Here is a 24,264-nt window from a genome sequence, read left to right on the forward strand (position 1 = left end):
TTCCCCTCACACGGATGCGGCGTGGTTGGCAACGAGCTCGGCGAGGGCATCGATGCTGGCGAAATGGCGTCGGGTCTCTTCGGAGTCCGCTTCCAGCTTGATGCCGTAGCGCTTCTGCAGGGCCAGACCCAGTTCCAGGGCGTCGATAGAGTCCAGACCCAGTCCGTCCACAAACAGCGGCTCAGCGGAGTCAATGTCCTCGGCGCTGATATCTTCCAGATCCAGTGTGTCGATAATCAGTTGTTTTAATTGTTTTTTCAGCTCGGTCATTGCGAGTGTGTTTCCCCAGTAAAATAGTCGGCAATGGTTTGTGTCAGTTGCCGCGAAGCCACCGTTGGCAGGGTATTCAGAAACGGCTCGATTTCAATAGGCTCGTCTACGCGAAAGCTCAGCAAAAACCGGCGTGAAGGCACGGAATACCACTTGCTCCCCTTGGTGAGGGTGGGCGGGTCGCATTTTATAATAACCGGCCTCAATTTGTTAGCCGTGCGGATGGCGATGTTGGCGGCGCCACGCTGCAGGCGGAATGGTTGCCCGGGGACCGAACGGGTGCCTTCAGGGAAGATGATCACACTGTTGCCGCGGGCCAGGGACTTTTCCACAGCGTCGACAATGGCTTCCGGGTCGTCATTGGCGATGTAGTGGCTGGCGAGTACCGCCCCACGGGTGAAGGGATTGCGCAAGAGGGCACTTTTGACGACACAATCCGCCTGCGGAATAAACGAAATCAGGTACACCACGTCGATCAGTGTCGGGTGGTTGGCGATGATCAGCTGGCCGGGCTGGCGCAGCTTGTGGATGTCACTCACCTCAATGGTCAGAACCCGGGTGGTTTCCATCAGCCAAGTGAACAGACGAAAGCAGTTGTGGATGGTGCGCTTCATAAAGCGCTCCTGCTCCAGCTCGCCGCGCACCAGCAGGCGCATCAGCGGTGTCAGCAGCAGGATCAGCAGGCCGCCGAGGCCAAACATGGTAAAACAGAATCCGGTGGCCGCCTGCCGCCACAGTCGTTCCAGCTTCATCCCTGTGCCCCCTGGTCAGACGGTGCCGGACCAGTGCCAACGGCGCTGGTCGGCGCTCACGGTCAGGTCGCGGTGGTCAGGGTTGAGAAGCAGGCGCAAAAAATCGTCATTGACGCTGGTGCTGCCGACATCGCCCGGGTTGCTCTCCAGGCTGAAGCGCAATTGGGTGCCTTGTTGGCCGGCTTTGCGCACCTCCAGTGCCAGCGCCTGCACCGTGGCGCCGGCGTTGGCTTCCTGCGGATACGGGGGCGGCAGGGCGTCGTCGTAGACAACACACAGTACCCGGTCATCGTCTGTGCCGTCCTGCAGCAGGCACCAGGCTTCCAGCAGGGCGTGACAGAGGCTGTCGGGGCCGGCGCTGACGGCGGTGATATTGCCGGTCTCTGCGGCGGCCATGGAGTAGATGCCACCGATGGCATTGTGTACCGACAGGCTGAAGGCGGTAGGGGACAAGGCGGTATCGGTGGCCAGGTCGTCCAGCAGGGTGACGGTGCGACTCACTTCGCCGTGGCGGGAGCAGAAGATGGTAGCCAGTGGTGGCGGGGTCGATTCTGACTCCTGCCCACGCAGCTCAAACAGGGCCCAGAGCGCGGCACGTCCCAGCGGGCTCAGTCGCCGCCGTAGCATGGCGGGCACCTGAGGTAACTGGATGGTCTCGCTGTCGGCGGGTGGCTGTGGCGTTTCGCCGCGTGCCCATGCCTGCCAGCTGGCGACATCGTTCCACTCACTGGCGCGGGCGGCCCATTGGGCAATGGTGAGTTGGTGGAGGGCGCTCATGAAAATTATTCTGCTGCTAACGGGTTACTGGGGCGTGCCACTGCAGCGGCGATTCTACTGGAAGCCTCAGGGCATGGCAAAATGACGGGGCGTTGTAGGCGCCAGCAGGTGACGGTTACACTGGCGACCGTTTTTAGGCTTCCGGCGCCTGCAAGCCGGTTGCCCTGATGGCCTGGTAAGGGCCATCAGGGCTTGTGATTCATTACTGTGTGATAAAGGGGAATTCCATGAATTTACGACAACTGACAGCGATGGCATTGGGTGCGGCATTACTGTTGCCGGCCGGTACAGCCTTCAGTCGTGACACACAGCTTTTTTTGCCCATCGAAGCAGCCATGACAACTCCGGCAGCGCAGGAAAAGCTCGACAGCTCAATCAAGTTCTACTTCGGCGACCAGCCCCATCCGGCCACCGGTAATCGCACTGTGGAAATGATCACCCACAAGAAGACCAACGCCTTTAATAAAACGGATGAGAAAGCCTGTCAGTGGGCGTTTCTGTCGGCCATGATTGCTTTGCAGGAGCGCGCCAGGAGCGAGGGTGCCGACGCGGTGGTGGGTATTACCAGCTACTACAAGCGCAATGAGTACTCCAGTCGTGAAAACTTTGAGTGCCAGGCTGGAGGCCTCATGGCTGGTGTCGAGCTCAAGGGCAAGATCGTCAAATTGAAATAAGTTCTGCGTGTCGCACCTTTTTCTGCTGTCAATGCAGGCTGCCGCGGACGCCGGTCACTGGGCGGGACTGTTGGGTGCATCGGAACAGCTGCGGCTGGCGCGCTACCAGGGGCGTCGGCGGCAGCAGTTCCTTTTAGGTCGTGCACTGTTGCGTACGGCTTTCTCCCAGGTGGTTGATAACGGTCGTTCTCCGGAGACGTGGCAAATCACCGAACAGGAGGATCTGCCCCCTGCCATCGCCGATTCCGGTGACTGGTACTTTTCCCTCTCTCACAGCCGCGATTTAATCGCTGTCGTGCTCAGCGACTCAGGCCCCTGTGGTGTGGATATCGAATTCTGCAAGCCGCGGCAGGATTTTGCAGCACTGGCCGAAGGCTGGTTTCATGCGCAGGAAATTACCGAGCTGCAAACCCGGGTCGCGCACGACCAGTTGCAGATGTTTTACCGGTTGTGGACCCTGAAAGAGGCGTGGCTGAAAACCCGGCGCCAGAGTCTTTTCTCCGGCGGCATGGCCGCTGTCACCTTTGAACAGTCCGCGATGGGTTGCGCCAACCACAGCTGGTTGCGCACGGAAATTGGCGATGATTACAGCGTGGCGGTAATCACTGCCAGCCCCGCAAGCGTGACAACCTGTTGCGGTCTGCCTCCGCAAGCGGCAGCGACCCCGCCACTGTCGTGGCAGAGGTTTGCCGTAAACAACTAATCACTGACGAGGAAGTTGCGCTGTTCTGCAGCGACGGCAGTGCTGTGGTCGTCACTGCGATCCTTCAGTTGCACGCCCGACAACTTCAGGCGCCGCGCTTCGTTAAGCAGGTAGAGCGTGCGCCGGCAGGCGTCGCTGTAACTCAAACCCGCCGGCCGGATGTTGGAAATGCAGTTGCGGCTGGCATCGGTGAGCCCGCGACGGGGTTTCCAGGTGAGATAAAGCCCCGTGCTGTCCGGCGAACTCAGTCCTGGCCGCTCGCCGATCAGCATCAGTACACAATCCGCCTGCAGCAACTCACCCACATGATCACCCACGGCAACGCGACCCTGCTCCACCACGCACAGCGGAGCCAACTGCCAGGGGTCGTCACCGTCCGTCAGTAACGGCAACAGTCGTCGCAGGAAAGGCACAACATTTTCTTCGATGGCCAGAGCCGACAAACCGTCGGCAATCACGATGGCCAGCTCCGGTTTTTTTGTCACACGGCTGTCGTTCAGACGGTCAGCTGATGACTCATCCAGCAATCGGCCGTAATCCGGTCGCTGCAGGTAGAGGGCGCGGTCACTGGCCTGGCTGTGCAGTTGCAATACTTGTCGACCGGGTTGCAGGGACTGCAGCAGCGGCAGTAGTGAATCCACATTCAATGGTGTGTGCACAGCATCGCGGGCCTTGGCGTGGGCGAGCTGAAACTGCAGCAATGGCTGTGTGGGAATACTGATACCGGCGCGACCGAGGCCGATGCGGGCGTCGGTAAAACTGCGCAGGCGCAGCCAGGGGTTGGCGGTGACGGCGTCGTCAGTCATGGTCACGCTCCCAGAAGGCGTTGCAGTGGTTGGTTGAAGGCGTCGGGTACCTGTTGATTGAGCACAAACCGGTCGCTGTTGCGGAAGATCTCCATCTGCTGCAACCACAGGCCAAACTCCGGCGCCGGTTTCAGGCCCAGCACACGGCGGGCATAAAGGGCGTCGTGAAAGGAGGTGGTCTGGTAGTTGAGCATGATGTCATCGGAGCCGGGAATGCCCATGACGAAGGTGCAGCCTGCCACTCCCAACAGTGTCAGCAGATTGTCCATGTCATTCTGGTCGGCATCGGCGTGGTTGGTGTAACAGACATCGCAGCCCATGGGCAGGCCCAGCAGCTTGCCGCAGAAGTGGTCTTCCAGTCCGGCGCGGGTGATCTCCTTGCCATCGTAGAGATATTCCGGACCGATAAAGCCCACCACCGTATTCACTAACAGGGGGCTGAACTTGCGGGCCACAGCGTAGGCGCGCGCCTCACAGGTCTGCTGGTCGACACCGTGATGGGCGTTGGCGGAGAGTGCACTGCCCTGCCCCGTCTCAAAATACATGACGTTGTTGCCGACGCTGCCGCGCTGCAGCGACAGCGCCGCTGCCTGGGCTTCGGCAAGGGTGGCGAGGTTAAAGCCGAAGCTGTCGTTGGTGGCCTGGGTGCCGCCGATGGACTGGAACACCAGGTCCACCGGTGCGCCCTGGTCGATGGCTTCAATGGTGTTGGTGACGTGGGTGAGCACACAGGATTGGGTGGGAATCTGATAGTGCTCGATGACGTCGCTCATCATGTGCAGCAGGCGACAGGTCTGGGCCACATTATCAGTGGCGGGGTTGATGCCAATCACCGCGTCGCCATTGGCGTAGAGCAGGCCGTCGAGAATGCTGGCGGCAATACCGGTCAGATCGTCGGTGGGGTGGTTGGGTTGCAGGCGCGTCGACAGGTGCCCGGGCAGGCCAATGGTGTTGCGAAAGGCGGTGGTCACCTCGCATTTTTTTGCCACCAGAATCAGGTCCTGGTTGCGCATCAGCTTGCTCACTGCGGCGGCCATCTCGGGGGTAACGCCGGCGCGAATTTGGGTGAGTATGGCGGGAGTGGCCAGGTCGCTGAGCAGCCAGTCGCGAAAGCCGCCCACGGTGAGGTGAGCGATAGGGGCAAAGGCCGTTTTGTCATGCTCGTCGATAATCAGGCGGGTGATCTCGTCGGACTCGTAGGGCACCAGCAGGTCCTGCAGGAACTGCTGCAGCGGCACTTCCGCCAATGTCATTTGCGCCACTACCCGCTCCTCGGCGGACTCGGCGGCGACGCCCGCCAGGCGGTCACCGGAGCGGGCGGGAGTGGCCTTGGCCATCAGCTCTTTCAGGTCGCGGAAACCGAAGGTGTGGCTGCCCACGGTGTGGCGAAACTGAAACGGTGAAGCACTATTCATACATCAGGGTCCATAGCTTGGGTATCAGCGCAAATACCATGCAATTCCCGGGCACCTGTGGGTTTTGGTGAGTAATTCCGCACTTATCCCCGGTTTTCGGGGTGGATTTTGACTGCTTCGGTGGTGATGGGTGGGGGATTGCACCAAAAGCAGGCGCCAGTTGCCCCGTTCAGGCCAGGTCCCTTGACTGTAGCACCGATGCCGGACCCCTGGGGGTGAATCCCGGATCGAGTCCCCGAGAAGGTGGCGGTTCTGCTGCTTGTTGTCCGGTGTCCGGGGTTGTTAACCTTTGCCGCCAACCAATAACCATAAAGATCCTGCCATGGCCTGTTACAAGATCCTGCTGTTTATGAAGCGCCGTGCCGACCTGTCGGCAGAGGCCTTTCGCGACTACTACGAAAATCACCATGCGCCGCTGTGCCAGAAGTACTCCCGCGGTGTGGCCCGCTACCTGCGTCGATTTATCGAGCCGCAGGTACATCCGGAGACCGGCGTCTGGGAAGACCCGCCCTTCGATGTGATTACCGAGCTCTGGTTCGATAACGAGGAGGTTTACAAAGGCGCCCTCGCCTACCTCACCAGCAGTGTGATGCCGGATGAGATTATTGCGGATGAGAAGAACCTGTTTGACCGCAGTTCATTCCGCATTGCCACGGTGGTGGAACACGAATAACGCCTGCGGCCCACAGGTAGGGCCAGGTGAGACGGGGAGAGCCAGGCGGGCAGAATCAGGTGGGCCGTATCAGGCGGGCTCGATGGCGACCGGCACCCCGGAGTAGAAGGCCATGCCGCTGATGTTGTCGATCACGGCCTTGCTGGTGAGGCAATTGACGTTGCCCTGCAGGTGGCCGTGGGCGATGGAGGTGACGCCACGTTTCATGCCGGGATCGAGGCGGGCGGTGAGCAGGATGCTGCCGCTGTCATTGCTGACCCTCACGCCCTGGCCGTCCTCAAGGTTGTAAGCCCGGGCATCTTCAGGGTGCAGCAAAATATTGGCTTCCTCGCCGAGAAAATCCAGCTGTGCGTTGAACTTCCGGCGTTGCCGGCGTGATGAAAAGCAGAGTGGCTTGGGTTTACCCAACTGATCCAGATCCTGCGACAGCATCTCCTGCCACTGCTGTACCAGTCGCTCCGGCAACAGCCTCCAGCCTCCCAGCCGTTCAATGTGTTTGTCCACCCAGGGGGCGGGAAATTCCAGCGGCCGCTCCACATAGCGGTTGCTCTTCAGTTCGTCGAAACTGCAGCGTGCGGTTTGCATCAGCTGCTGCAGCATCAGCTCGTCAGCGCCCTCTTCCCTGTCATCCGCCGGCACATGTTCCGCCACCGGCAGCCCGGCGCGGCGCATGACCTCTGCGATCACCCACCAGGCGGAGCGGCGCTCGCCCATGGGCGGCACCAGCGGCGCCGAATACTGCAACGACAGGTTCCAGTTGAGGGTGTCCCAGCGACTGAACTCCACCCGCTCCACCGCGTCCTTGGTGGGCAGCACATGACTGGCAAAGGCCGTGGTCTCGTTGTGGGCAATCTCCAGCATTACATGCAGATCCAGTTGCTGCAGGGTGCGACTGAGCTCATTGGTGTCGGGAAAACTGCGCAACAGGCGGCCACCAAAATTGAACAGGGCGCGAATGTTCCCGGCGTCTATCTCGTCGGGTAGCACGGCACAGGGCCAGTCGCCGATAATGCCGGGCACTTCAGGGCGCACATTGGAGCCGGGCGTCCACGGATCCATCACCGGCAACTCGAAACTGTCGAAGGGGATAAGAAAGCCGGGGTGAAACCAGGTGCCGCCGCGGGCGTTCATGGCGCCGGTAAGGATCATCAGTAGCCAGCCAAACCACTGGGTCAGGTTACAGCCGCTGGACATGGTGATGCCGGTACCGGTCTCCACCACCACCTTGCCACCCTGACGACGAATGGCCGCCAACAGCTCTTCCATTACCATCGGGTCGACACCGGCAATGGAGGCTGCTGTTTGCAGGTCATAGTTCTTTAACAATTCCCGCAACTGCTCCAGACCCTGTACCGGCTGTCGCGGTTGCAGAGGACCGTCGGCCAGAATCTCCCGCACCAGCCAGGCGAGGATGGCGTAGTCCTTACCCGGGTAGGCGGCGATGTGGCGGCTGGAGAATTTGGCGGTCTCGGTAAACAGCGGGTCGATGGTCCACACTTCACCGCGGTCGGCGGCGGCGCGGATCCACCGGGCCGGGTTGTACATGCCGGTGTTGTGGGCGTGGCTCACCATGGGGTTGGTACCCACATAGATCAGCATGGAGACTTCGTCGTAATCGGTTTTCGGGTTGAGGCCGGGGAAGCCGCCCACGGCGCCGGCTACCAGCACTTTGGCGACACCGTCGATAGTGAGGGGAGAAAACTTCGGCCCGTAACCCAGCGCTGCGTGCAGTGCCTCTTCCATGGCGTAGCCAGCGGAATCCAGCCCCAGGCCACTGCCGAAATTCAGTGCCACCGCACGTGGGCCGTGACTGTTGATAGTGTGCCGCAGGCGGGCGGCGATATCGTCCAGCGCCTCATCCCAGCTCACCGGTTGCAGCTCACCGTCCTTGCGCATCAGCGGCTGGGTAATGGCGTCCGGGGTGTGGTGCAGCTTGCCGATGGCGCGACCCTTGGGACAGGTGTAACCGGCGCTCAGGGGGTGGGAATGATCCCCCCGTACCTTGAGAATCTGGTCGCCGGCCACTTCCACTTCCAGGCCGCAGTGCACCATGCAGACCTTGCAGTAGGTGTGTTTGAGTTCGGTGGCTGTGCTGTCCATGGGCGCCCTCCTCTGCAGGATCTCTGATGTGCTGTTTTATAGTAATTATTAAGTGATCAGGTGATCACATGTTGGCACAGGCGGGTGGGGTGGGCAACTGTGGAATCGAAAAAGATCGCCCGCGGGAGCGGGCTCCTACAGCATTATCCAAGTACGTAGGAGCCCGCTCCCGCGGGCGATCTTTTGGGGGTAACACGATGACGGGATATACAAGGGACAGGCCCGGATAAGCCCTGACTTCAACGATTGTCCACAATATCCTGCAGTGCCTGCGCCAGCCACTCCACTGCGGCTGGCGGCGCCTTGTCCCCACTCAGATATTTGGTCTGCAACACAAACCCGTTCATCAGTGTCAGCATGCTGATGGCGCGGGCCTTGGCGTTGGGAGGGCCAATCCACTGCGCCAGCGGATCCATAATGTGCTCGCGGGTGACCTTGCGGGCTATGGCCTTGGATTCGGGATCGGCAATGGCCAGCATGATGGTGGTGGTCAGTTTGGGGTTGGCCTTGCTCACCATCATCTTTGCCATCTGTTTACCGAAGCCTGGTTTATCATCGACAAACAAGGTGTGAGTGTGAATGCCGTGGATCAGGCTCTGTTCAAACAGGTTGGCCTTGCTGCCGAAGTGGCGGGCAATCAGCGAGGATGCCACCTCTGCCCGCGTGGCAATATCCCGGATGCCGGTTTTGGCATAGCCATGTTCACCAAACAGGTCGAAGGCGGCGGCGAGAATACGGGCCTTGGTTTTTTCAGCGTTGCGGGGTTTGATGGCAGGAGTCTGGGTCATGGCGGCCTCGGATAGAGGCGATTACCATAGCATACTGCCCGATTCGGTAAACAGTCCGCAGGCTGTCATCGTCGGCGTGCAGGCTAAGCCGTTTTTACCGCGGGTTGTTTTGGTGTTTGCAACATGTGCAGGCAGCAGGTCACAGGGACAGCAGAGAATTACTATGTACAAAGATGTCACCCCAACGCCGGTCGCTCACAGTCCTCTGGATGTGTTTGTGGTCTTCCTGAAACTGGGCCTCACCTCCTTTGGCGGTCCCATCGCGCACCTCGGTTATTTTCACCGCGAGCTGGTGCAAAAGCGCGGCTGGGTCAGCGAAAGTCAGTACGCCCAGCTGTTGGCCCTGTGCCAGTTCCTGCCCGGGCCGGCCAGCAGCCAGCTGGGGTTTGTGTTGGGTTTGTTACGTGCCGGCTGGCGCGGGGCGTTGGCTGCGTTCGCCGGTTTTACCCTGCCATCGGTCATGCTCATGCTGGGTTTTGCAGCGCTGCTGCCCTACCTGAGTGGTTCCATTGACCTGGCGATCATCCACGGCCTGAAACTGGTGGCCTGCGCGGTGGTGGCGGATGCTGTATTGGGTATGTGGCGAAAGCTGTGCAGTGACTGGATACGCCGATTGCTGGCGGTAGCGGCGACGGTGCTGGTGTTGTGGGGCGGCTCGGCGGTCTGGCAGCTGCTGGCTGTGGCCCTGGCAGCTGTGGTGGGCGGACAGTTTTGCCGTGGCTCCCCCGCTCTGCAGACAGCGGTCGTAGCGCCGGCCTATGGCCGCAAGGCGGGTGGCATTCTGCTGTCGCTGTTTGTAATGCTGTTGGTGGGGCTCTCACTGGTGGCGGCACTGTCTTCTGAGGTCGGTGGTGTTGCTGTGGCAGATGCTTTCTATCGCGCCGGTGCGCTGGTGTTTGGTGGTGGTCATGTGGTGCTGCCGCTGTTGCAGGAGTCGGTGGTGGAGAGTGGCTGGGTGAGCGATGCCGAGTTTCTCGCCGGCTACGGTGCGGCACAGGCACTGCCCGGACCGCTGTTTGCGTTCTCCGCCTATCTTGGCTCTCTGATACCGGCGGGACCGGGAGCCGGAGCTACCGCTGCCATGGCGCTGGTGTTTATGTTCCTGCCCGGCTTTTTACTGGTGGCTGCGGTGTTGCCTTTGTGGCACCAGGTCGCCTCCGGTCAGCGACTCAGTGGTGCCGTGGCTGGCGTCAATGCGGCGGTGGTGGGGTTGCTGGCGGCGGCGCTGTACAACCCTATATTCACTTCGGGGGTGGCGGACTGGAGTGACTTGCTGATTGCGCTGGTGGGTTTTGCCTTACTGGCGGTATGGCGTTTGTCGCCGCTGTGGGTGGTTGGCTGGTGTGTGGCCGCTGCAGTACTGCGGGCAGTGGTCTTCTGAATGGGCGTAGTCTGCCTGACTCCTGTTGGTGAGTCACAGGAGTCAGGCAGGCAGGTGTAACGTAGATGTGTCCGGCGAAATGTTAACTAGAGTTTGGTGACCGAGATCGCCATGGCAGTGGATACCTGTATGACCACTTCCCGTCCAACCTGATCTTCTCGCAGTTCAACATCCTTGCGTACAGGCACTGTCTGCACTTCACCGTCAGGGAACTGCAGGGTGACGGTGTGCTTTTCCAGATCCACGGCGGTGACAACGGCGGTGACTTCAGCGACAGCAGTCATGCTGGACGCCGGTTTACTGCCTTCGGGAGCGTCGATGGCTACTGCTGCAGCGCCGTCGGCAGTGGGAGCGTCAATGGGGTTGAGGTAGATAACGGTCTCCTGCTTATAAGAGATCTCGACATGGTCGCCCACCTCAACCTGTTCGAAATTTACCGCTTCCGGACCGATACTGACGGTTTTCTGGTGGCCCTCCCGGTCCTCAAGAGTCACGGTGCGTTGCTCGTAATCGATGGCAGTTACCGTGGCGGAAAGTTTGGCGGTCATGGTGGTGGAACCACCGGGAACGCCTTCAACCCTGACGCTGGTTTCACTCACGTTCATGGTCAGGGAGCCATCTTCCTTTTCCTCCTGTTTGGCATCGCAGGCGGTAAGCAGCCCCAGAAGTAATGCACAAACAACCGCTTGTAATCCATATTGGTTAACGGGTTTCATCAGTGTGATCCTCATTCTGCAGGTTTCCTTAAGGTGATTGCTGTAGTACCGGAAAAAGAACGTGTGACGTGATTGACAGTCGTTTGGACATGCCGCCACGGTTGCGCAATATCTAAGGTAGCGTCGATCTGTTGAGGGAATAATACAGAGTCGATTGGCAAGGTAAATAATTATTGCGCGGGTGTTTAATTGTGTGCCATTACAGGCGGTGATAGGTTGGGCGGGGCGCTGTCAGAGGTTGATTCGGGTAGTGCATGTCTGCTGCAAAATCCTGCGTACAAAGTAACTTTAATATTCGCTGGTGTCTTTTTCATTGTGTTCATTGTGTTCATTGTGGCCGGGTGTGAATTGCGTGGCTGCTGCGCTGATGTCAGTGAAAGGTGTAGTGTGTTCATTTTTCAAATGCAGGGTTGGAGGTAGTATGGAAGCCGATTTCTGGATGCAAAAGTGGGACAAGGGTGAGCTGGGTTTTCACCAGAGTGTGGTCAATCCGTTTCTGGCCGCGCACCTGCAGGAATTAAATCTTGTTGCAGGTAGTCGAGTCTTTGTTCCTCTGTGCGGCAAATCACTGGATATGGTGTGGCTGCGTGACCAGGGTTTTCAGGTGGTGGGTATTGAACTGGTGCCGTCGGCAGTGGCGCAGTTTTTTGACGCTCTGGATGTTACACCGGAAATTACGGTGTGCGGTGAATTGCAGCGCTTCAGCGGCGCGGGTATCGAAGTGTTTGTCGGTGATTTCTTTGCCCTGACGCCCGCGTTGTTGGGAACTGTTGATCTGGTCTACGATCGCGCGGCGCTGGTGGCATTACCAGCGGAGATACGCCGGCGCTATGCGGAAAAAATGATGCAGTTGTGCCGTGCTGTGCCGCAATTGCTGGTGACGTTTGATTACGAGCAGTCGTTGTTGGCCGGGCCACCCTTCTCCGTGCCGGAAGCCGAGGTGCAGCGACTGTATGGCGCTCAATACGGTTTGATTTGTCTGGACAGTGTTGCGGTCAGCGGTGGTCCAAGGGGAGATGTCGGCGCGCGGGAAATTGCCTGGCAGCTGGTATGGCAAAACGACTAACAGGTTGCGTTACTTGATCGCCTTGCCAAGATGGTCTGCCCAGGCCTTGTTGTGCTCATCCGTCGAGCAGGCCCCGGCGAGCAGCTCCGGGGTTACCAGTCTGCCTCGTTCGCGCAGGAAACCGCGCAGGTACGGATCAGACAGATACACACCGATGGCGTCTATTTGTTCCGCGGCACCGCGGATGGATTGCACGGTGACCTTGCCGCGATTGGCCGGCTCAATAAAGTCTTCGGGGCGTGAGCGCATCGCATTGGCGATGGCGCTCAGTCGTTCACCGCTCAGCGGGTGTGTCTGTCCCGGCGAGCCGGGCACATGGGGGTCGCGGATACTGACTGCGGTAAACCAGATCACCATGCCCAACGGGGGCAGTTGCATACGGCGCAGTACCCGCATGGCAAATTGATCCGCCTGCGCTTCCTGTTGCTGCGCCGTGGCGGCGTCGATCCTGTCGTAGGGTTGGTGGCGGTGGTGCACGTGTCCGAGCTCGTGTAGCAGGATAAACGCCAGCGCCGATTTAAGCGCTTTCTGGGATACGTCATCCACGTAGCTGTCCAGCTCATAGGCGTTGCCCGGGATATTCAGGGCCGGGAGCATGGCGGGCAGGTCGATATCGCTGTAGTCCATGGCTGCCACATAGTCGAATACCGCTTCCTTGTTGCACTGGAAGCGCTCCAGCCAGGCCGTGGCAATTGCCATCTCATCCATAAAACGCACCGACATGGTGGGGATCAGCAGTAAACCGTTACCGGCGTTGGCAGAAAATTCAAAGGGGTCCACGCGCCGGTCCCAGGGTTGCAGCAGTTGCACCCGTTGCAGCGTCGCTAACTCATCGGCGAGCAGGTAGGCCGCCATATCCTCAAACAGCACGGCGCGGATATTGGGCGAGTACACCAGGTTATAGCGCTTCAGGTCGCTGTCGGCATACAGTGTCCGGTAGTCGCGGGCCTGCACAGTGCTGCAGCAGAGTGTGATCAGGCAGGTAAGCAGCAGTGGGATGTGCCAGTCACTTGTCATCGGGACAGCTGCCATGGATGGAGTTGAACACTGAGCGCAGCTCCAATGGTGCGTCATCGGCAGGGCCGGCGTTGCCCAACTGCCACACAGGCCCCCACTCCTGCTCATTCCATACCGACAGCATCAGGCTGCGCTTGGCATCAGTGATGGCCAGTGTCAGCTGGTCGGATAATTCTGCAGCGGCCGCATCTGTACCAACCAGGCGCTGGGCGCAGTTCAGCATCCAGATGCTGTTAAGGGCTTTGCCGCGTTGTTGTGGGGTGATGTTTTCGGGGCGGGTGCCCATGCCGGTGAAACCGTGGAAAACATCACCGCCAGGGGTGCTGGCCTGTTCAATGGTACCGGGAGCACTAACCGACACAGTGGAGGTTAGCGAGTAGTAGAGAATGATGCTGCCGAAGGCCGCAAAGAAAACCCCGGGCCCTACCCGGGAGAGCACCACCTTGACGCCCGGCAATTCGATTTTGCCCTTGCCGTCGTTCTGGAATGGCAGATGAAAGAAGAGCCGGTAACCGAGAAAGATAGCCATGCCGGCAATCAGTACACCGATGATGCGCTCAATCATCCTCAGAACGACGGGATCATCCATGAACACAGTCTCCAGTAAGCCGGGTGGGGAACCCGAGCACTGTCAGCCTGCAGCCGACCGCAGTTGCAGTGATCGGGATGGGGTCAGTGGTCAGCCAAGGCTTTTATCAATGTTGTCGAACAGGGTGTTGAGGTCGTCAACGCCGGAACTGGCGGCGTGGGTGCGCACGCTTTTCACCAGTTTGTGCAGGTGGCTGGCGGTATCGCTATCCAACTGTCCCAGCTCCTTCATACGTTTGGTGAGTACCCCCACCATCATCAGCGACAGGTAGGCAATATGGTCGGTTTGATTTTGTGGTTGCATAGACCCTCCGATAGTCCTTCAAGCAGGTAGCTTTCAGTATAGAGGGTCAATCGCCGTGCGCGAGTCGCCGTTGTGTTTGGGCAACGGCGGCTCGCCGGAGGCGGGTTAAGGCTGGAAAGGGAACAGCAGCGGTGCCACAGCCAAGGTAGTCAGGTACGTCAGGAACAGTAGCGGCAGGCCGGTTTTGACGAAATCGGTAAACACATAGCGGCCGGGTTCCACCACCAGGGTCACCACCGGTGTGGCCACCGGGGTGGAGAAGGAGGAAGAGGCGGCAATCAACACCGCTACCGCAAACGGGAAGGGGGACAGACCCGCCGCCGTGGCTGCGTAGATGGCAATGGGCGACACCAATACCGCCGCTGCGGTATTGGAGAGCACCAGGCCGATACTGGCGGTAAGGAAGAACAGCAGCGTCATCAGCATGTAGGGGCCGGAGCTGGCGGAGAGGTTCATTAGTGCGTCGGCGATGATCTGGGTTCCGCCGGTCTTGTCCAGCGCCTGCGCCAGCGGCAGCATGCCCGCCAGCAGTACCAGGCTGCTCCAGCTGATGGAGCGGTAGGCCTCCTCCATGGTCAGGCAGCGGGTAAAGATGGCTGCCAGCGACGCCAGCATCACCGCCGGGATCAGGGGCACGATGTTGAACATGGTGAGCAGCACCATGGCGCCGAGGATCAGCAGCGAGGTGCCCATGCGATCGTAGGAGGGCACCACATCGGCGTGTTCGCTGGGGAATTCGGTGACCACAAAATCGTGGGGCTTCTGTGTCAGTTGCTGGATCTTTGACCAGGCGCCCACCACAAACATGCTGTCCGCCGGTTGCAGGCTGATATCCTCGAAATTCTCCACGGCCTTGAAGTTGCGGCGCAGGCCCAGCACGTGCACACCGTAGCTGGAGCGGAACTCACACTCGCGCAGGGACTTGCCCAGCAGTTGGGAATCCGGGTGGATCAGTACGGTGGCACCGCTGATGTCCCACAGCCAGCGCTGGCGGTCACTCCAGTTATGGGGCACCTCCACCAGCTGATGATCCTCCTGCAGGCGGTCGATGTCGTGGGGCTTGCCGACCACGATAATGGAGGTGCCGAGACTCAGCTCAAAACTGGAAGCGGGTGAGGTAATGCGCTGTTTGCCGCGGCTGGTCTCCCGCAGCACACCCACTACCCGCACGGTGTATTTGCTCTCCAGCTGGGCGTCGGCCAGGGTCATGTCCAGCAGGGGCGAACCGGGCACCATGCGCAGCTTGCGATAGGTGCTGCCGGGGCTGTGGTCCATCCACAGCTCCTCCACCGAGCGGGCGTCCTTCTTCTGTGTGGCGGCACTGATCTTGTCGCCGAGGATATGGCGGCCCACCAACAGGATGTAGAGGATGCAAACCACCAGCACGGCAAGCCCAACCGGGGTAAAACTGAAGAAGTTGAAACCGTCAAAACCGGCGGACTTGAGGGCCTCGTGCACCACGATATTGGGGGTGGTGGCAATCAGGGTCAGCATGCCGGAGATCAGCGAGGCGTAGGAGAGCGGGATCAGCATACGCTTGGAGTTCAGCCGGGTCTGGGCGGAAATGCGCAGCACCACCGGTATAAACAGTGCCACCACCACCGTGGAACTCATTACCGAACCCAGCAGGGCTGCACAGCCCATCACCAGCGCCAGCAGGCGTGTCTCGCTGCTGCCCCCCTGCTTCATCACCCAGTCACCCACCACGCGGGCTACGCCCGTGCGCGACAGCATCTCCCCCAGCACCAGCAGGCCTGCCACCAGCGCCACCACCGGGCTGCCAAAGCCGGAGATGGCTTCGTTGACGGTGAGAATGCCGCTCAGGCTGAGGGTGATCACCACCAGGATGGCGACAATATCGAAGCGCACACGGTTGCTGGCCATCAGCGCACCGGCCACCACAATCAACGCATAAACAAAAACCGTATCGCCGGTCAGCATGAGGAAAATTCCTGCGGGGGTTACATCGGGGAAGGTAAATCAGGGCGCGCATTGTAGCGTAACAAGGCCCTTCGCGCCACGCGGGCCGGGCCGAAGGCCACGGGTGGCGGGGGTTTTCGGGTTTGGGAGGGGCTCCTGGCCGGGCTTTCTGCACCGGTAACTGCTACGGTAAATTTAAATAAAGCACTTGCGTTATTTAAATGGCGGGCACTACACTGCGAGCCAGCTGCCACTCCGGAATTCACTGCTCATGAGCAAAGCCAATGCCCCGGCGCCGGGCAAATCCCGCACCCGCAATGACCCCCGTAAGGAGGCCACCCGCATCGCCATTATGGAGGCCGCAGAGACCCTCTTTGCCCAATCCGGTATCGAGGGGGTGTCCCTGCGACAGATCGGTGCGGCCATTGGTTCTTCCAATACCAGCGTGGTGGCCTACCACTTCGGCAGCAAGGAGGCGCTGGTGGAAGCCATCTTTCACTACCGCCTGCCGGCCATAGATGCCCGGCGCCGCGAGTTGCTGCAGGAGGCCCTGGGCGCCGGCAACGGCAATGATCCTCTCACCCTGCTGCGGGCCATCTGGTTACCACTGTTTGAGCAGGTCAATGAGACAGGCCAGCACAGCTACGCAGGCTTTATGTCCATGCTGATGTACTCCACCGTTGGCGATATTCGCCTGGCGGTGAGCAGTGATTACCCCACTACCAACGAACTGGGTGAACGCCTGCAGGCGGCCATGCCCGATGCTCTCAAACCCCTGTTCGATACCCGCATGCTGATGAACACCGTCATGGTGACCGGCGCACTGAAGATGATCGATCAGGCGCCCGCTGCCGTGGATGGTGCGCCGCTGTTTGCGGATACCTTGCGGATGGCGGCGGCAGCGCTGCTGGCTCCCCGATAATCAACACCGACAACAATAATATTCACCGGAGAATGTTCACGATGATGAGTAAACCCATGCGCATGGGGCGGCCTGCCGCCCTGCTGGCCTTGCTGTTTGCCGGCACGTTCAGCGCCCAGCAGGCGCTGGCCCTGGACCTGGCGGTCTCTGCCGATGACCTGGCCAAATCCATTCCCGGCACCCGCCCCGAGCGGGTGACCGCCGAGGCCGATGCCCCCAATGTGCTGGTATGGCTGATGGACGATGTGGGCTTCGCCCAGGTCTCCGCCTATGGTGGCCTGGTAGAAACCCCCAATATTGATCGCGTCGCCGCCAATGGCCTGGCCTACTCCAACTTCCGCGCCACCCCGGTCTGTTCTTCCAGTCGCGCCTCACTGCTGACCGGGCGCAACCCGCACACCGTGAACGTGGGTGGCCACGCCATGGGCCCGCGGGGCCTGCCGGGCTACAACACCCTGGTGCCACGGGATGCAGGTACTGCGGCGGAGAACTTCCGCCAGGCCGGCTACCGCACCTTCGCCATCGGCAAATGGGATCACGGCCCGTTGAGTGACCTTAATGCCGCTGGCCCGTTCACCTACTGGCCACAGGGCCAGGGCTTTGATCGTTTTTACGGTTTCCTGACCGCCGACACCGACAACTTCGATCCGGTGCTGTTTGAAAACATCGCCCCGGTGGATATTCCCAAACAGGAGAATTATCACTTCAACAAGGACATGGCCGACAAGGCCATCGACTACATCAACGGTCGCAGCTCCGGCCTGCCCACACCGCCGTTCTACATGTACTGGGCCACTGGCACCGCCCACGCGCCGCACCATGCGCCGGCGGACTGGATCGCCAAATACAAGGGTCGTTTCGACAAGGGCTGGGATGCGGTGCGGGAAGAGATCCTCGCCAAACAGAAAGCCCTGGGCATAGTGCCGGCTGACACCAAACTGCCTCCGCGTCCGGAACACATGCCGGCCTGGGACAGCCTGTCAGCAGATGCCAAACGCCTCTACGCCCGGCAGATGGAAGTGTTCGCGGCATCGCTCTCCTATGCGGACCACGAGTTTGGTCGTGTACTGGATGAGCTGGAGCGGCGCGGTGAGCTGGACAACACCATTGTGGTTATTACGTCCGACAACGGCGCCAGTGCCGAGGGCGGCCCCAACGGTTTGATGAACGAGATCAGCTTCCCCAACTCCCATGTGCCGACGGTGGCAGAGAACCTGGCCTGGATCGACCAGTGGGGCGGCCCCGAGACCTTCCCGCACTATGTGTTTGGCTGGGCGGTGGCGGGTAATACCCCCTACAACTACTACAAGCAGACCGCATGGGAAGGTGGCATTCGCGTACCGCTGGTGATCGCCTGGCCGGAGGGCATTAAAGCCCGCGGCGAGTGGCGCGAGCAGTTTGCCTACATTGCCGATATCACGCCCACCGTGCTGGCCGCGGCGGGTGTAGAGCCGGCGAAGATGGTCAACAACCTGCCGCAGATTCCGTTTGATGGCGAAAACCTGGTGGGCACCTTTGCCAAAACCGCAGAGACTCCGGACCGCGCCCAGTACTTCGAGATGTACGGCAACCGCTCGCTGGTGAAGGGTGACTGGAAAATCGTCGCCTCCGACCGTACCGCTACCTGGGATCTCACCACCTCGGCTTCGGTCGATAACGCCTGGGCGCTCTACAACCTGAAAACCGATCCGGCCGAGACCATCAACCTGGCTGACCAGCACCCGGACAAGGTGGCTGAACTGGACGCCGCTTTCGAGGCCCAGGCTGAGCAGTTCCATGTGAACCCCATCGACGGTGGTGGCGGTACCCGCGTCTATATGCGCCAGATCATCACCGAGGATTTCAAGACACGTCGCGGCCAGTGGGTCTACCCACGCCCGGTGGCACGTACCCTGGAATTCAACGCGCCGCCCATCAAGTTCATGAACCACACCATGACCGCCGATGTGAACCTGCCGCAGGGTAACGAGACCGGTCCCATCTACGCCATGGGCGGTTCGCTGGGCGGTATGGGGCTCTACCTCAAGGACGGCAAGCCCACCTTTATTATTCGCGGCCTGATGGGCGAAGAGGTGAAGGTAACCGGCAAGGCGTTATCGAAAGGCGACAACCAGCTGGAGATGACGCTGGATCTGGGCGGCGGTTCCCAGGCCCATATCGAGCCTCTGGCGGTGCGCAATATCACCGTGACCCTGAGCAGCAACGGCAACGAACTGCTGAACGAGACCGTGCAGTTTGCCATGCCGGCCACCATGTCCTCGTCCGAAACCTTCGATATCGGCCGTGACGATGGCAAGGCGCTGACCGATGACTACACGGCGGAAACCCCCTTCCCCGGCACCATTCGCAATGTGGTGTTCGACTTCATGCCCAAGGGACTGGCGAAGGCGAAGATGATGATGCAGATGCTGGGCAACAAAGCTAAAGAGTTATTAAGTGATGACTGAGTCCTGTATTAAACAATCACGCCGGCGGTGGGTTCTGCCCCTGCTGGCTTCCAGCTTGCTGATGCCTGCGGCGCTGTGCGCCGCGGACGCCAACACTGCAGCCGATGCGGTGGTCATCGCCCTGGGCACCCAGGGCGGCCCGCAGCCTAACCCTTACCGTGCCCAACCGGCCCACGCGCTGCAGGTAAATGGCGTCACCTATCTGGTGGATGCGGGCAATGGCGTGGCCCGTCAGCTGGCGGCGGCGGACATTGCGGTTGAGGGGGTAAAGAAGATCTTTATCTCCCACAATCACGATGACCACAACGCCGATCTCGGCACCCTCATGGGCCTGAGCTGGTCGCTCAACAACCGCGATGACTTTGATGTGTTTGGGCCGGCCGGCACGCAGGAGGTGGTGGACGGCTTCCTGGAGTCCTACTCCGTGAATGCGGCCATCCGCAGTGAAGACTCCCCGCTGCCCCGCTTCGGCTCGTTTGAGGGGGATATCGAAGTACACAATATCGGCGACGCGCCAGCGGCAAAAGTGATCTACAAAGATAAAAACGTGGTGGTGTCGGCAGTGGAAAACTGTCATTACCACCATGACGAGCCGATCAAGCGTGCGCATGGCGAAGAGAAGAGTTACGCCTTCCGCTTCGAGACCGCCACACGCACAGTCGTCTTCAGTGGTGACACCGGTCCCTGCCAGTCGCTGGTAGAGTTCACCAAAGGTGCAGACCTGTTGGTGCACGAAGTGATGAGCAGTGAGTTGATGGCGGACAATATCCGCTCGCACGGCCTGATGGCAGCGTTGCCGGACTTTCTTATGGACAAGCTGATGACCAAGTCAGCGCAGTACCACACCGTGCCGGAAGAGGTGGGCAAGCTGGCCAAAGCCGCGGGTGTGGGCGAAGTGGTGCTGACCCACGTCATGCCGGGGCGCAAGAGCGATCCGGATTCGGCCTATATCGACGGCGTTTCTCTGCACTACACCGGCAAGGTGGTAGTGGCGCAGGATTTGGGGCGCTACTGAGGCCCGATTGTCTGCCGGCAGCCGCAGCCACCTTTCGGATTGCAGCTGCCGGTTTTTTGTCACGTCGGGTTTGGATTACCAGAGTCCTGGTCGCAGTAACCTCGATGTGTGGCAGGCCAAGGCCTATCTCTCTGACGCCTTCTGATTGGCGCGTATTATTCCAAGAGCTTCAAAAATAATTAAAATCCATTAAACACAATGGCTTAAGTCCTCTATTTGTACGTGCCGACGCTTTTGGTGCGTGTGCCAAACCGGCATTGTTGAAACTTTACACTGCTTTAGTAAACCATAATTGACCATCCCGACAATTCTCGTTTACCATGCCCTCCATGATAACGACTACTACAGCGGCTAAAAGCGAACAGAGCGTGGGCATCAGCCACGGCCTGATCGCCCATTTGATGGTAGTCACCCACTTCGTAATGAAGGACACGCTGGACAAGCTGACGGCCAGTAATCGTTACGAAAAGCTCAGCATGACCTACGAGCGCTACATTCCGGTGCTGGTAGAGAAGGATATTTCCCCTGGCGAGCTGGCCGCCCGTGTGGGCAGCAGCAAGCAGGCCTGCAGCAAGGTGATCAAGGAGCTGGAGAAGCTGGGGCTGATTGAGCGGCGCCAGAACCCTGAAGATGGTCGCTCCCAGCTGCTCTCCCTGTCGGGGAAGGGCATGCAGCTGCTGCAGGATGGCACCCGCATTACGGCGGAAGTGCAGCAGTACCTGGCGGAGCAGATCGGCGGCGAGCGTATGGATCAGATGATCCTGTTGCTGGAAAAAGTCTGCCACGGCCTGGGGGTGCAGCTGCGCACCTATCCGAGGCTGCCGGGTGCTGCGGAAAGCGGCAGCCCGATACGATTGAATATGTTGTTGCAGGCCATGACCAATCACCTGCGCGACACCTTGCTGGAGGAGATGAGCAGCAAGGGCTTTAAAGGATTGCGGACCAATTTTGGCCAGATCCTCGGCATGATCAGCAGCGAGCCGCGACGGATCCAGTACATCGCATCCGTTATTGGCATCAGCAAACAGGCGGCGGCGGTGCTGGCCATAGATTTTGAAACCCTGGGGTATGTGATTCGTGAATCCGACCCGGAAGACAAGCGCCAGATCATCCTGCGCCTGTCGCCACAGGGTGAAAGCCTGGTGCGGGAATCCATCGCCAGTGTGCGGGCCCTGGAGCAAAGGGTAGAGGCGCTGCTGGGCGAGAAGGATTACCGGGTGCTGGAGAGTGCCATGGAGGATCTCTACCACGCGGTCGCCTATCAGATGGGCGGCTCGGGGATGACCAACATTGTGCCCGGCAAGATTCAGAAATTGACAGATTACTTACTCGAAGAGCTGGGCGTCGCCGGTGTGCGAACCCTGGCCCAACACTTACTAACCATTACAAGAGGTGATAGCTGATGGAGACATCATTTTTTTCCACGCTGGCTGCAAACTATGAGGGTTGGCTGACCCTTATTATGGCCGTGTGTGTCATGGGTATTCCTGTGCTGCTGAGCAAGGTGCTGACCAAATTCGGTATCTTCAAGGAGATCAGCGGCCTGAACCAGGCGGTTGTGGACCAGAAGTCCCAAAAGCCAAACTGGGTGAAAAACCAGAAGTGGAACCGCAAGTGGGGCGCGATTTTTATCGCGGTTATCTACCTGGGCATTATCCCCTTCATTATCACTGCTGAATCCCAGCCATGGTGGCAGTACTTCACCGATATCTTCGTGATCCTGATGGTGTACGATTTCTTCTACTACATGACTCACCGTTTCCTGTTCCACGACGGTGGCCCTCTGGTGTGGGTACACGCGATTCACCACCAGCAGAAGAACCCCTGCCGCATGGATTCCAGCTACATCCACCCGCTGGAAGTGGCCATGGGCCTGGGTCTGTACGTCGGTACTGTGTTCGGCCTGAGCTTCATCATGGGTGACTTCCACATTGTTACCCTGATCCTGACCTGGATTGCCTTCTCCGAGATCAACTTGCACAACCATGATCGTCAGGAGACTACCGGCAACAACGCTGTGTCCAAATACCTGAAGTACGCTTCTGATATGCACCACAACCACCACGCCCGTTTCATCGGCGGTAACTTTGCAACCATCTCCCTGTTCTACGACTGGTTGTTCGGTACCCTGGATAACGGCGACGGCTGGGGCAAGCACAAGCTGGCCAACCAGGCCCAGAAGCCTGCCAACTGATTGCGTGCAAGGCTGAACGGCAGACGCTGACAGGCAGACGCCAATAAGAAGCCAATAAGAAGCCGCGAACAGAAAGCCCCTCACTCCCGGAGTGAGGGGCTTTTTTTATGGGCTCCTTAATCAGTAGCTGTCGGGCCCGGCGTCCGGGTATTGGGGGAGGTCGTCGTTGAGGTGGAGCCAGGGGGCCTTGCTGGCGCACCAGATGTGGTAGCCGGGCTCCATGGCCGTATTGTCGTCCAGGGAGCAGAGGGTGATGTCGATAAATTGCGGTTCAGTCTGCGCCCTGAAGGCCAGCTGGGTGCCGCAGCGGGGGCAAAACTCCCGCTGGTAGTGTTCGCTGGATGGGTAGGTGGCTACCTTGCCCTCGGTATAGCTGAATCCGGTATAGGGCAGAGTCATCCAGGCCACTGCGGGTGCGCCGCTGGCTCGCTGGCAGAGGGAGCAGTGGCAGAAACCGGCATCAATCGGCTCTGCATCAATGACATAACGGATATTGCCGCACAGGCAGCCACCTTGCTGGTGCATGACTTCTCCCGGGAAGTTGGGAATCGGTGCTCTCATGCTAGGCCGGATGCTGGCATCTGGCGAGGCCTGATACGGGTTATCGGCGCCAGGTTAAAGTTTGGTCAAGTGCATTGACGGCGGTTTGTTGTGCAATATACTCTGCATTACAAAGTTAATAATGTCCGAGGTAGTTGCTGTGAAGGATGTGGACCAGGCGATTTCGCAAATCTCCAGTATCCGTGCGCAATTGGTCGCCAATACCCGATTTCTGGGCCTGTCACCTGAGTTCAACCTGTTTATGGGCGCGCTGGCACTGGCGGTAGCCCTGTTGCAGAGCTTCTGGCTGCCTGCCACCGGCAATCTCGGCTATGTGGGGATCTGGTCGGCGGTGATGATGGCAACCATCTCCATCTCCACCCTGGATGTTGTCTCCCGCGCCCGCAAGGTTCATGGCCGGTTGGCCACCACCATGCTGACCAGCCTGCTGCAGAAGTTCGCCCCGTTCCTGTTAGCCATGGTGCTGCTCACCTGGGTGATCTGTAATTTTTCCGTCGCCAATGTCTGGCTGCTGCCGGGGCTGTGGCAGCTGCTGCTGGCGCTGATGGGCTTCGCCGCCCTGCCGAACCTGCCTCGCGGTATGATCTGGATCTGCGGCTGGTACTTCGTTACCGGAATGGTGGTGTTGGTGGCAGCAGCGCAAACGGAAGTGCTCGCTCCCTGGATGATGGGGGTGCCATTCCTGGTAGGCCAGGTGGCGGTGGGGCTGATATTGGCATTTGATAAAGCAAGTGAGGGACGCGGTGTCTAAACAGAAATCCGAAGCACCTTTCGCCTACAGTGGCCTGGACCGGATCTTCCATGAGAAGGCACGACTGGGCATCGTCAGCTCACTGATCAGCAGTGCGGAAGGGTTGGTATTTTCCGATCTCAAGGAGTTGTGCGGGCTGACTGACGGCAATCTCAGTCGTCACCTGCAGGTACTGGAAGAGGCGGGTTTCGTGGCCATCACCAAGGGATTTGATGGCAAGCGCCCCTGCACCCGCTGTGCCCTGTCGGAACTGGGCCGCGAACGCTTCCTGGATTACCTCGAGGCCCTGGAGCAGGTGCTGAGACATACCGCCGCTGCCCGCAGCAGCGACGATGAGGCGAGTGGCCTGCAGCCCCTCCCTGCCGGCTGAGCTGTTTTTTTATGTGTCAACTTTGCAATACAAAGTTGGTCATCGTTTTAACGG

The 24,264-nt window shown here is 59.6% G+C and carries 25 protein-coding genes; 12 read left to right on the top strand and 13 right to left on the bottom strand.

Annotated elements, in window-relative coordinates:
• Window positions 1–6: 6 nt before the first annotated feature.
• The 3 genes from GSF27_RS11455 to GSF27_RS11465 are packed head-to-tail and all read right to left on the bottom strand — an operon-like array spanning window position 7 to window position 1,799.
• Window positions 7–270, bottom strand: a complete 264-nt coding sequence (locus GSF27_RS11455; RefSeq protein ID WP_160969133.1) for a phosphopantetheine-binding protein — start codon at window positions 268–270, stop codon at window positions 7–9.
• Window positions 267–1,022, bottom strand: coding sequence for a 1-acyl-sn-glycerol-3-phosphate acyltransferase (locus GSF27_RS11460; RefSeq protein ID WP_160969135.1), 756 nt, complete (start codon window positions 1,020–1,022; stop codon window positions 267–269). Before GSF27_RS11460 ends, GSF27_RS11455 begins: the two co-directional genes overlap by 4 nt.
• 15 nt (window positions 1,023–1,037) lie before the next feature.
• A complete protein-coding gene (locus tag GSF27_RS11465; protein ID WP_160969137.1) occupies window positions 1,038–1,799 on the bottom strand; it encodes a beta-ketoacyl synthase chain length factor in 762 nt (253 codons plus the stop codon).
• Window positions 1,800–2,026: 227 nt separating this feature from the next.
• Here GSF27_RS11465 and GSF27_RS11470 point away from each other — a divergent pair, with 227 nt between their 5' ends.
• Both GSF27_RS11470 and GSF27_RS11475 read left to right on the top strand, forming a co-directional pair.
• Window positions 2,027–2,473, top strand: coding sequence for an excinuclease ATPase subunit (locus GSF27_RS11470; protein WP_237457519.1), 447 nt, complete (start codon window positions 2,027–2,029; stop codon window positions 2,471–2,473).
• Window positions 2,474–2,480: 7 nt separating this feature from the next.
• Window positions 2,481–3,176, top strand: coding sequence for a 4'-phosphopantetheinyl transferase superfamily protein (locus GSF27_RS11475; protein WP_160969139.1), 696 nt, complete (start codon window positions 2,481–2,483; stop codon window positions 3,174–3,176).
• Here GSF27_RS11475 and eutC read toward each other — a convergent pair.
• Together eutC and GSF27_RS11485 are read right to left on the bottom strand one after the other, a co-directional pair.
• Window positions 3,173–3,982, bottom strand: coding sequence for an ethanolamine ammonia-lyase subunit EutC (gene eutC / locus GSF27_RS11480; protein WP_160969141.1), 810 nt, complete (start codon window positions 3,980–3,982; stop codon window positions 3,173–3,175). The genes GSF27_RS11475 and eutC overlap by 4 nt on opposite strands.
• A 2-nt stretch (window positions 3,983–3,984) precedes the next feature.
• Entirely contained in the window at window positions 3,985–5,397 is a 1,413-nt protein-coding gene (locus GSF27_RS11485) for an ethanolamine ammonia-lyase subunit EutB (protein ID WP_160969143.1), read from the bottom strand.
• 322 nt (window positions 5,398–5,719) lie between these two features.
• Between GSF27_RS11485 and GSF27_RS11490 the strand changes: the two genes are divergently transcribed.
• A complete protein-coding gene (locus GSF27_RS11490; RefSeq protein WP_160969145.1) occupies window positions 5,720–6,070 on the top strand; it encodes an EthD domain-containing protein in 351 nt (116 codons plus the stop codon).
• A 69-nt stretch (window positions 6,071–6,139) separates the two neighbouring features.
• Here the strand turns inward: GSF27_RS11490 and GSF27_RS11495 are convergent, their stop codons facing one another.
• The gene (locus tag GSF27_RS11495; RefSeq protein WP_160969147.1) at window positions 6,140–8,170 is read right to left on the bottom strand and encodes a molybdopterin-dependent oxidoreductase; all 2,031 of its coding nucleotides are present in this window, start codon (window positions 8,168–8,170) and stop codon (window positions 6,140–6,142) included.
• Window positions 8,171–8,409: 239 nt separating this feature from the next.
• Window positions 8,410–8,958: a TetR/AcrR family transcriptional regulator gene (locus GSF27_RS11500; RefSeq protein ID WP_160969149.1), complete on the bottom strand. Its 549-nt coding sequence runs from the start codon at window positions 8,956–8,958 to the stop codon at window positions 8,410–8,412.
• Between the two features lie 163 nt (window positions 8,959–9,121).
• On the opposite strand from GSF27_RS11500, the gene chrA reads away from it, so the two are divergent.
• Entirely contained in the window at window positions 9,122–10,339 is a 1,218-nt protein-coding gene (gene chrA / locus GSF27_RS11505) for a chromate efflux transporter (protein ID WP_160969151.1), read from the top strand.
• Between the two features lie 86 nt (window positions 10,340–10,425).
• Here chrA and GSF27_RS11510 read toward each other — a convergent pair whose 3' ends face one another.
• Window positions 10,426–11,055 (bottom strand): hypothetical protein, encoded by a 630-nt coding sequence (locus tag GSF27_RS11510; RefSeq protein ID WP_160969153.1) that lies wholly within the window; start codon window positions 11,053–11,055, stop codon window positions 10,426–10,428.
• Between the two features lie 421 nt (window positions 11,056–11,476).
• Between GSF27_RS11510 and tmpT the strand changes: the two genes are divergently transcribed.
• Window positions 11,477–12,121, top strand: coding sequence for a thiopurine S-methyltransferase (gene tmpT / locus GSF27_RS11515; protein ID WP_160969155.1), 645 nt, complete (start codon window positions 11,477–11,479; stop codon window positions 12,119–12,121).
• Window positions 12,122–12,130: 9 nt separating this feature from the next.
• Here tmpT and GSF27_RS11520 read toward each other — a convergent pair whose 3' ends face one another.
• From GSF27_RS11520 to GSF27_RS11535, 4 genes are all read right to left on the bottom strand, one after another.
• On the bottom strand, window positions 12,131–13,138 hold the full coding sequence (locus GSF27_RS11520; RefSeq protein WP_160969157.1) for a hypothetical protein: 1,008 nt from the start codon (window positions 13,136–13,138) through the stop codon (window positions 12,131–12,133).
• A complete protein-coding gene (locus GSF27_RS11525) occupies window positions 13,128–13,727 on the bottom strand; it encodes a hypothetical protein (protein ID WP_160969159.1) in 600 nt (199 codons plus the stop codon). Before GSF27_RS11525 ends, GSF27_RS11520 begins: the two co-directional genes overlap by 11 nt.
• A 90-nt stretch (window positions 13,728–13,817) precedes the next feature.
• Window positions 13,818–14,030: a hypothetical protein gene (locus GSF27_RS11530; protein ID WP_160969161.1), complete on the bottom strand. Its 213-nt coding sequence runs from the start codon at window positions 14,028–14,030 to the stop codon at window positions 13,818–13,820.
• 105 nt (window positions 14,031–14,135) lie between these two features.
• Window positions 14,136–15,971, bottom strand: coding sequence for an SLC13 family permease (locus GSF27_RS11535; protein ID WP_160969163.1), 1,836 nt, complete (start codon window positions 15,969–15,971; stop codon window positions 14,136–14,138).
• Window positions 15,972–16,221: 250 nt separating this feature from the next.
• Here GSF27_RS11535 and GSF27_RS11540 point away from each other — a divergent pair, with 250 nt between their 5' ends.
• The 5 genes from GSF27_RS11540 (at window position 16,222) to GSF27_RS11560 (ending at window position 22,528) form a co-directional block, all read left to right on the top strand.
• Window positions 16,222–16,872: a TetR/AcrR family transcriptional regulator gene (locus GSF27_RS11540; protein ID WP_160969165.1), complete on the top strand. Its 651-nt coding sequence runs from the start codon at window positions 16,222–16,224 to the stop codon at window positions 16,870–16,872.
• A 41-nt stretch (window positions 16,873–16,913) separates the two neighbouring features.
• Window positions 16,914–19,319 (top strand): arylsulfatase, encoded by a 2,406-nt coding sequence (locus tag GSF27_RS11545; protein ID WP_160969167.1) that lies wholly within the window; start codon window positions 16,914–16,916, stop codon window positions 19,317–19,319.
• Window positions 19,312–20,334 carry an MBL fold metallo-hydrolase gene (locus GSF27_RS11550; RefSeq protein ID WP_160969169.1) on the top strand — a complete coding sequence of 341 codons (1,023 nt, stop codon included), beginning with the start codon at window positions 19,312–19,314 and terminating at the stop codon, window positions 20,332–20,334. Before GSF27_RS11545 ends, GSF27_RS11550 begins: the two co-directional genes overlap by 8 nt.
• Before the next feature lie 320 nt (window positions 20,335–20,654).
• Window positions 20,655–21,737, top strand: coding sequence for a MarR family winged helix-turn-helix transcriptional regulator (locus GSF27_RS11555; RefSeq protein WP_160969171.1), 1,083 nt, complete (start codon window positions 20,655–20,657; stop codon window positions 21,735–21,737).
• On the top strand, window positions 21,737–22,528 hold the full coding sequence (locus GSF27_RS11560) for a sterol desaturase family protein (protein ID WP_160969173.1): 792 nt from the start codon (window positions 21,737–21,739) through the stop codon (window positions 22,526–22,528). The genes GSF27_RS11555 and GSF27_RS11560 overlap by 1 nt, the downstream gene beginning before the upstream one ends.
• Before the next feature lie 120 nt (window positions 22,529–22,648).
• Here GSF27_RS11560 and GSF27_RS11565 read toward each other — a convergent pair whose 3' ends face one another.
• On the bottom strand, window positions 22,649–23,089 hold the full coding sequence (locus tag GSF27_RS11565; RefSeq protein ID WP_202410408.1) for a GFA family protein: 441 nt from the start codon (window positions 23,087–23,089) through the stop codon (window positions 22,649–22,651).
• A 121-nt stretch (window positions 23,090–23,210) separates the two neighbouring features.
• On the opposite strand from GSF27_RS11565, the gene GSF27_RS11570 reads away from it, so the two are divergent.
• Window positions 23,211–23,840, top strand: a complete 630-nt coding sequence (locus tag GSF27_RS11570; protein ID WP_160969175.1) for a hypothetical protein — start codon at window positions 23,211–23,213, stop codon at window positions 23,838–23,840.
• Window positions 23,833–24,210, top strand: a complete 378-nt coding sequence (locus GSF27_RS11575; protein WP_160969177.1) for a transcriptional regulator — start codon at window positions 23,833–23,835, stop codon at window positions 24,208–24,210. Before GSF27_RS11570 ends, GSF27_RS11575 begins: the two co-directional genes overlap by 8 nt.
• The last annotated feature ends 54 nt before the right edge of the window (window positions 24,211–24,264 follow it).

The sequence above is a fragment of the Pseudomaricurvus sp. HS19 genome, from assembly GCF_009857815.1.
Taxonomy (GTDB): domain Bacteria; phylum Pseudomonadota; class Gammaproteobacteria; order Pseudomonadales; family Cellvibrionaceae; genus Pseudomaricurvus.

What these genes read in the sequence shown, in the direction of transcription:
- GSF27_RS11460 (WP_160969135.1), bottom strand. Translation starts at nt 1,022, where the DNA reads ATGAAGCTGGAACGACTGTGGCGGCAGGCGGCCACCGGATTCTGTTTT.
- GSF27_RS11485 (WP_160969143.1), bottom strand. Translation starts at nt 5,397, where the DNA reads ATGAATAGTGCTTCACCGTTTCAGTTTCGCCACACCGTGGGCAGCCAC.
- GSF27_RS11495 (WP_160969147.1), bottom strand. Translation starts at nt 8,170, where the DNA reads ATGGACAGCACAGCCACCGAACTCAAACACACCTACTGCAAGGTCTGC.
- GSF27_RS11570 (WP_160969175.1), top strand. Translation starts at nt 23,211, where the DNA reads ATGTCCGAGGTAGTTGCTGTGAAGGATGTGGACCAGGCGATTTCGCAA.
- GSF27_RS11490 (WP_160969145.1), top strand. Translation starts at nt 5,720, where the DNA reads ATGGCCTGTTACAAGATCCTGCTGTTTATGAAGCGCCGTGCCGACCTG.
- GSF27_RS11500 (WP_160969149.1), bottom strand. Translation starts at nt 8,958, where the DNA reads ATGACCCAGACTCCTGCCATCAAACCCCGCAACGCTGAAAAAACCAAG.
- GSF27_RS11465 (WP_160969137.1), bottom strand. Translation starts at nt 1,799, where the DNA reads ATGAGCGCCCTCCACCAACTCACCATTGCCCAATGGGCCGCCCGCGCC.
- GSF27_RS11470 (WP_237457519.1), top strand. Translation starts at nt 2,027, where the DNA reads ATGAATTTACGACAACTGACAGCGATGGCATTGGGTGCGGCATTACTG.
- GSF27_RS11520 (WP_160969157.1), bottom strand. Translation starts at nt 13,138, where the DNA reads ATGACAAGTGACTGGCACATCCCACTGCTGCTTACCTGCCTGATCACA.
- GSF27_RS11455 (WP_160969133.1), bottom strand. Translation starts at nt 270, where the DNA reads ATGACCGAGCTGAAAAAACAATTAAAACAACTGATTATCGACACACTG.
- GSF27_RS11565 (WP_202410408.1), bottom strand. Translation starts at nt 23,089, where the DNA reads ATGAGAGCACCGATTCCCAACTTCCCGGGAGAAGTCATGCACCAGCAA.
- GSF27_RS11560 (WP_160969173.1), top strand. Translation starts at nt 21,737, where the DNA reads ATGGAGACATCATTTTTTTCCACGCTGGCTGCAAACTATGAGGGTTGG.
- GSF27_RS11535 (WP_160969163.1), bottom strand. Translation starts at nt 15,971, where the DNA reads ATGCTGACCGGCGATACGGTTTTTGTTTATGCGTTGATTGTGGTGGCC.
- eutC (WP_160969141.1), bottom strand. Translation starts at nt 3,982, where the DNA reads ATGACTGACGACGCCGTCACCGCCAACCCCTGGCTGCGCCTGCGCAGT.
- GSF27_RS11530 (WP_160969161.1), bottom strand. Translation starts at nt 14,030, where the DNA reads ATGCAACCACAAAATCAAACCGACCATATTGCCTACCTGTCGCTGATG.
- GSF27_RS11540 (WP_160969165.1), top strand. Translation starts at nt 16,222, where the DNA reads ATGAGCAAAGCCAATGCCCCGGCGCCGGGCAAATCCCGCACCCGCAAT.
- GSF27_RS11550 (WP_160969169.1), top strand. Translation starts at nt 19,312, where the DNA reads ATGACTGAGTCCTGTATTAAACAATCACGCCGGCGGTGGGTTCTGCCC.
- GSF27_RS11545 (WP_160969167.1), top strand. Translation starts at nt 16,914, where the DNA reads ATGATGAGTAAACCCATGCGCATGGGGCGGCCTGCCGCCCTGCTGGCC.
- GSF27_RS11555 (WP_160969171.1), top strand. Translation starts at nt 20,655, where the DNA reads ATGCCCTCCATGATAACGACTACTACAGCGGCTAAAAGCGAACAGAGC.
- GSF27_RS11510 (WP_160969153.1), bottom strand. Translation starts at nt 11,055, where the DNA reads ATGAAACCCGTTAACCAATATGGATTACAAGCGGTTGTTTGTGCATTA.
- chrA (WP_160969151.1), top strand. Translation starts at nt 9,122, where the DNA reads ATGTACAAAGATGTCACCCCAACGCCGGTCGCTCACAGTCCTCTGGAT.
- tmpT (WP_160969155.1), top strand. Translation starts at nt 11,477, where the DNA reads ATGGAAGCCGATTTCTGGATGCAAAAGTGGGACAAGGGTGAGCTGGGT.
- GSF27_RS11525 (WP_160969159.1), bottom strand. Translation starts at nt 13,727, where the DNA reads ATGGATGATCCCGTCGTTCTGAGGATGATTGAGCGCATCATCGGTGTA.